Below are 5865 nucleotides of genomic sequence, written 5' to 3' on the forward strand. Positions count from 1 at the left end.
CCTGCTGCGGCTGGTACGCGGGCTGCTGCGGGGACTGCTCCTGATAGGCGTACGGATCCTGCGGCTGCGGCTGCCCGTACTCCTGCGGATAGCCCTCCTGCGGGTAGCCGTGACCGCCCTGCTGGTAGGCGTACGGATCCTGCGGCTGCGGCTCGTACGCGGGCTGCTGCTGCGCGGGAACCTGCGGGGCCTGCCGCGGCTGCGGTGCCCGCGGCTCGTGGGAGACGGCGGCGAGGTCCGCGAGGTAGTCGGCGTCGCTCTGCTGCTCCTGCTCGTCCTGGGCCGCCAGATGGGCGCCCAGTTCGTCGATGGGCCGGTGGCCGGTGAGCTTCTGCCGCCCGCGTCCGACCGCCTCCAGGGTCTTGGACAGCACCGCCTCGAAGGCCCGGAACTGGGCCTCCACGTAGGCGTCGGCGCGCTCCCGCAGCTCGGCGGGGTCGGCGGGGCGCTCCGGGATGTCCTCGCCGCCCTCCTCGCCGTACGGGCCGGCGCCCGGATCCCGGCCCAGCAGCTTCTCCCGCCCCCGGTCGACCGAGCCTATGGTCTTGCTGAGGACGACCTCGAAGTTGGCGAGTTTGCTGTCGACGTAGTCGTCGGCCTCGGCCCGGATCTCCTCGGCCTCCTGGCGCGCCTGGGCGAGAATGCGGTCGGCCTCCTCCTGCGCGCGGCGGGCGATCTCGGTGCCGGAGACCAGCGAACCGCGCTCGGCCTGTGCGGAGTCGATGATCCGCCGGGCCTCCTGCCGCGCCCCGGCGATCATCTGCTCCCGGTCGCCGATCAGCTCCTGGGCCTGGGCGAGCGAGCCGGGCAGCGCCTGCCGCACCTCCTCCAGCATCCCCATCAGCTCCGCGCGGTTGATCACGCAGGAGGCCGACATGGGCATGGATCGGGCGCCTTCGACCGCCGTGACGATGTCGTCGAGTTTCTGCTGTACGTCCACGGGAGCGACTGTACGGGCAGCGGCCGCCGGTGCGACAGCGGATGCGGGAACCGGCCCGGACGCGGACCCGGGCGGGGGCGCCGGAGGCGTCAGGAGCGGGACAGCCGCTCGCGCAGGGCCTGGAGCACCACGGGAGGCACCAGGTGGGAGACGTCGCCGCCCCAGGCCGCGACCTCCTTGACCAGACTGGAGGAGAGGAAGCTGTAGGTCGGGTTGGTGGGTACGAAAAGCGTCTCCACCCCGGAGAGCCCGTTGTTCATCTGGGCCATCTGCAGCTCGTAGTCGAAGTCGCTGACCGCCCGCAGGCCCTTGACGATGGCCGGGATCTCGCGCTGCTTGCAGAAGTCCACCAGCAGGCCGTGGAAGGCCTCGACGCGCACGTTGCCGTACTCGGCGGTGACCTGGTGGATCAGGTCCATCCGCTCCTCGACGGCGAACAGCCCCTGCTTGGACTTGTTGATCATCACCGCGACGTACACCTCGTCGTAGAGCCTGGAGGCGCGGGAGATGATGTCGAGGTGTCCGTTGGTGATGGGGTCGAAGGACCCCGGACAGACGGCGCGGCGCACTGGCGTTTCCTCGCTCTCCGTACGGGTCATGACGCGTCGGTGACCTCTTCGGCTTCTTCGGCGGCGCGACCGTACCAGAGCGTTCCCTCGCCGTAGCGGCGGGACCGCAGCCCCCCGAAACCGGCGGGCCATCGGAATTCGCCGCCCCTGGTGCTCCGTTCCACGGTGGCGAGGGCACCGCTCGCGAGCCACCCCCCGGCCCGGAGTGTGAGAAGGATCTCGCGCAGCTCCTCGTCCCCGACGGCGTACGGCGGATCCAGGAACACCACGTCGTACGGCTCCGTGGGAGCCTCCGCGCGCACCGCCTGCTCCGCCCGGCCGGCGCGCACCTCGGCGCCGGGCAGGCCGAGGCCGCGGACGTTCTGGCGGATGGTGCGCACGGCGCGGGCGTCGGACTCGACCAGCAGGACGTGGGCCGCACCACGCGAGAGGGCCTCCAGGCCGACCGCGCCCGAGCCCCCGTACAGGTCGAGCACCCGCAAGCCCGCCAGCGGGCCGAGCAGCGACTCCCAGGTGGAGAACAGCCCCTCGCGCGCCCGGTCGGAGGTCGGGCGGGTGCCCTGGCCGGGCGGCACCGCCAGGCGTCGTCCGCCGGCCGCTCCGGCGATCACGCGGGTCATCGCTTCACCGTCTCCAGGTCGTGCGCGCGGGTGTGTGGTGGGGGGGGGGGGGGGGGGGGGGGGGGCGGCCCCCCCCCCCCCCCCCACCACGATAGGCGCGCGGGCGGGCCGCGTCCCCGTCAGCCCTTCTCCAGGTACTCCTCGCGCTCGGCGTCCAGCAGCGCCTCCAGGGCCGCGCGCAGCTCGGGCAGGCGTTCCAGTCCGGGGTCGGCGGCGACGATCTCCGTCGCCTTCTTCCGGGCGGCCGCGATGACCTCCTCGTCGTCGATGACGGCGAGCATCCGCAGGGAGGAGCGGGTGCCGGACTGCGCCTGGCCCAGCACATCGCCCTCCCGCCGCTGCTCCAGGTCGATACGGGACAGCTCGAAGCCGTCCAGCGTGGCGGCGACCGCCCCCAGCCTGGCGCGGGCGGGGCTGCCCTCGGGGGCCTCGCTGACCAGCAGGCACAGTCCCGGCGCGCTGCCGCGCCCGACCCGGCCGCGCAGCTGGTGGAGCTGGGAGACACCGAAGCGGTCCGCGTCCATGATCACCATCACGGTGGCGTTCGGCACGTTGACCCCGACCTCGATGACGGTCGTGGCGACCAGGACGTCCAGCTCGCCGGCGGCGAAGCGGCGCATCACCTCGTCCTTGGCGTCCGGCTGCATCCGGCCGTGCAGCGCGGCCACCCGCAGTCCCTTGAGCGGTCCGTCGGCGAGCTGCCCGGCGATGTCGAGGACGGCCAGCGGCGGGCGGCGCTCGCCTCCGCCGTCGGCGCCCCCGTCGTCCTCGCCCCCCGCACGGTCCTCGCCGCCTCCGCCGCCCCGCCCGGCGCCGGCGGGCTCCTCCTCGTCGCCGATGCGCGGGCAGACCACGTATGCCTGGTGCCCGGCCGACGCCTCCTCGCGCACCCGCTCCCAGGCGCGGGCCAGGAAGTGGGGCTTCTCGGCGGCGGGCACGACATGGCTGGTGATGGGCGAGCGTCCGGCCGGGAGCTGGTCCAGCACGGAGGTCTCCAGGTCGCCGAAGACCGTCATGGCGACGGTACGCGGGATGGGGGTGGCGGTCATCACCAGCAGGTGCGGGGGCTGCTTCCCCTTGGAGCGCAGGGCGTCGCGCTGCTCGACGCCGAAGCGGTGCTGCTCGTCCACCACGACCAGCCCCAGGTCGTGGAAGCCCACCTTGTCCTCGATCAGGGCGTGGGTGCCGATGACGACCCCGGCCTCGCCGGTGGCCAGGTCCAGCAGCGCCCGGCGGCGGGCGGCGGCCCCCATCGAACCGGTGAGCAGCACGACCTTGGTGGCGTGCTCGCCGCCGCCGAGCATTCCGCCCTCGGCCAGCTCGCCCATCATCTCGGTGATCGAGCGGTGGTGCTGCTGGGCCAGCACCTCGGTGGGGGCGAGCATCGCGGCCTGCCCACCGGCGTCCACCACCGCGAGCATGGCGCGCAGCGCCACCAGCGTCTTGCCGGAGCCGACCTCACCCTGGAGGAGGCGGTGCATGGGGTGCTCGGTGGCCAGGTCGTCGAAGATCTCCCGGCTGACGGCCCGCTGGCCCTCGGTGAGGGTGAACGGCAGCCGGGCGTCGAAGGCGTCCAGCAGCCCGCCCTCGCGCGGTCGGCGCGCAACGGCCGGCAGCTGTCCCTCGGCCAGGCGGCGCCGGGCCAGCGCGACCTGGAGGACGAACGCCTCGTCCCACTTCAGCCGGGCCCGCGCCAGCTCCACGTCCGCCTTGGTGCGGGGCCGGTGGACCTTCTCCAGCGCCTCCGGCAGCGTGGGCAGGCCGCGCTCGGCGCGCAGGGCGGCGGGCAGCGGATCCGCAACGCCTGTCCAGCCGGTGGCCAGCAGGGAGTCCACGACGGTGGCGACGGCCTTGGCGATCTTCCACGACTCCAGTTGCTTGCACGCCGGGTAGATCGGCATGAGCCTGCCCGCGAAGGCGTCCACCGCCTCCGCTCCGCCGTCGGCGCCCAGCAGTTCGTAGGCGGGGTGGGAGAGCTGGAGCTTCCGGTTGAACACACCGACCTTGCCCGCGAACATCCCCCGGCGGCCGGGCAGCAGCTCCTTGTGGTGATGATGGACGGCCCGGCCGAAGAAGACCAGCTGGAGGCGGCCGCTGCCGTCGGTGAGGGTGACCTCCAGACGCTTGCCGCGGCCCTGGTTGAAGGTGAGCACCCGGGAATCGGCGACCTGGGCGACGACGGTGACGTGCTCGTCCAGCGGCAGGTCGGCGAGCCGGGTCAGCTCGCCGCGCTCGGCGTACCGCCGCGGGTAGTGGTGCAGCAGGTCTCCGACGGTGCGCAGGCCGAGGTGCTCGGCCATCACCTTCGCGGTGGTGCCGCCGAGCGCCTTTCGCAGCGGTTCCGTCAGGGGATCTCGCGTGTTCTCTTCCAGCACGGGCACGCCCTCCATTGCACACCACACCGCCGACAGTGCGGGCCTTACGACCCGCTCGCCCCGCTCACTCCACGCCGATCAGCAGCGGGCCGCTCTGCCGCCCCTCGTGGACGAGCGTGTCGACGGCCAGGTGGTTGCGGCGCACATGCTCCTCCAGGTACTCGGCCAGATCCCCGGGGGCGTCCGCGCCGACCACCAGGGTCACCAGCTCGCCGCCGCCCGAGAGCATCCGGTCCAGTACGGCCGCGGCCACGTCCGCCGACCGCGCGCCGATCAGCGCCACGTCCCCCTCGATCAGACCGAGGACGTCCCCGGCCTGGCAGATTCCGGCGGTCGTCCACGCCTGCCGTTCGGCGACGCACAACTCGCCGTACCGGGTGGCCCCGGCCGCGGTGGTCATGGCGACGACGTCCTCGTCGAAGCGGCGGCCGGGCTCGTGCACGGCGAGGGCGGCGATGCCCTGCACCGGGGAGCGGGTGGGGATGATGGCGACCCTCAGCCCCTCGGCACGGGCCTGCTCGGCGGCCGCGGCGGCGGTGTGCCGCAGCTCGGGGTCGTTGGGCAGCAGGACGGCCTCGGACGCGCCGGTCCCCAGCAGGGCCTGCGCCAGCTCCCCACTGGCGGGCGGCTCCCCGGGGCGCGCGGTGACGGTGGTGGCGCCCGCCGCGGCGCACAGTTCGGCCAGTCCGTCGCCGGGCACCACCGCGATCACGGCGCGGTGGGCGGCACGGCCGGGGGTGTGCGCGGGCTCGCGGCCGGCGTGCCGGCCGCCGGTCCGGGCGCCGAAGTGCGTGATCCGGACACGGAAGGGGCGACCGGCCTCGATCCCGGCCTCCACCGCGGCGCCGGCGTCGTCCACATGGACGTGGACGTTCCACAGCCCGTCGCCGCCGACCACGACCAGGGAGTCGCCCAGGGCGTCGAGCCGGGTGCGCAGGGCGGCCACGGCCTCGTCCCCGGCCTCCAGCAGGTAGACGACCTCGTAGGCCGGGCCGGCCGGTTCCTCCGGCGCCGGGCAGCCCCCGCCGTCCGGGCCCGGTATCCGGTCCGGGCTCGGGTCCGGAAGCGGGCGCGGGGCCGGTGTTCCGGCGCGCTCGGCCGCCGGGGCCTCGGGCCGCTCCCCGGAGAGCGCCGCCACCAGCGCGCCCAGCATGGTGACCAGTCCGTAGCCACCCGCGTCCACCACACCCGCGCGGGAGAGCGCGGGGAGCTGCTCGGGGGTGGCCTCCAGAGCCGCGCGGGCCGCGGACCAGGCGGTGCGTGCCACCGTGGCGCAGTCTCCGGCTGTGGCCGCCGCCGCTCCGGCCGCGGCGGCGGCCACCGTGAGCACGGTGCCCTCCACCGGGTGCGCGACCGCGGCC

5 protein-coding genes are annotated in these 5865 nt (G+C 74.6%); all 5 read right to left on the bottom strand.

Annotation, left to right across the window (positions count from 1 at the left end):
* On the bottom strand, positions 1-940 hold a 940-nt coding region (locus AC2CJA_RS23200), incomplete at its 3' end, for a cell division initiation protein (RefSeq protein ID WP_484604627.1).
* Positions 941-1029: 89 nt separating this feature from the next.
* The gene (gene coaD, locus AC2CJA_RS23205) at positions 1030-1509 is read right to left on the bottom strand and encodes a pantetheine-phosphate adenylyltransferase (RefSeq protein WP_484604631.1); all 480 of its coding nucleotides are present in this window, start codon (positions 1507-1509) and stop codon (positions 1030-1032) included.
* Positions 1510-1535: 26 nt separating this feature from the next.
* Positions 1536-2129, bottom strand: a complete 594-nt coding sequence (rsmD, locus tag AC2CJA_RS23210; RefSeq protein ID WP_484604628.1) for a 16S rRNA (guanine(966)-N(2))-methyltransferase RsmD — start codon at positions 2127-2129, stop codon at positions 1536-1538.
* 119 nt (positions 2130-2248) lie between these two features.
* The gene (recG, locus tag AC2CJA_RS23215; RefSeq protein WP_484604629.1) at positions 2249-4519 is read right to left on the bottom strand and encodes an ATP-dependent DNA helicase RecG; all 2271 of its coding nucleotides are present in this window, start codon (positions 4517-4519) and stop codon (positions 2249-2251) included.
* A 49-nt stretch (positions 4520-4568) separates the two neighbouring features.
* Positions 4569-5865: DAK2 domain-containing protein (locus tag AC2CJA_RS23220; protein ID WP_484604630.1), on the bottom strand; the 1297-nt coding region annotated here is incomplete at its 5' end.

It is taken from the genome of Streptomyces sp. ATLC9, from assembly GCF_057196705.1.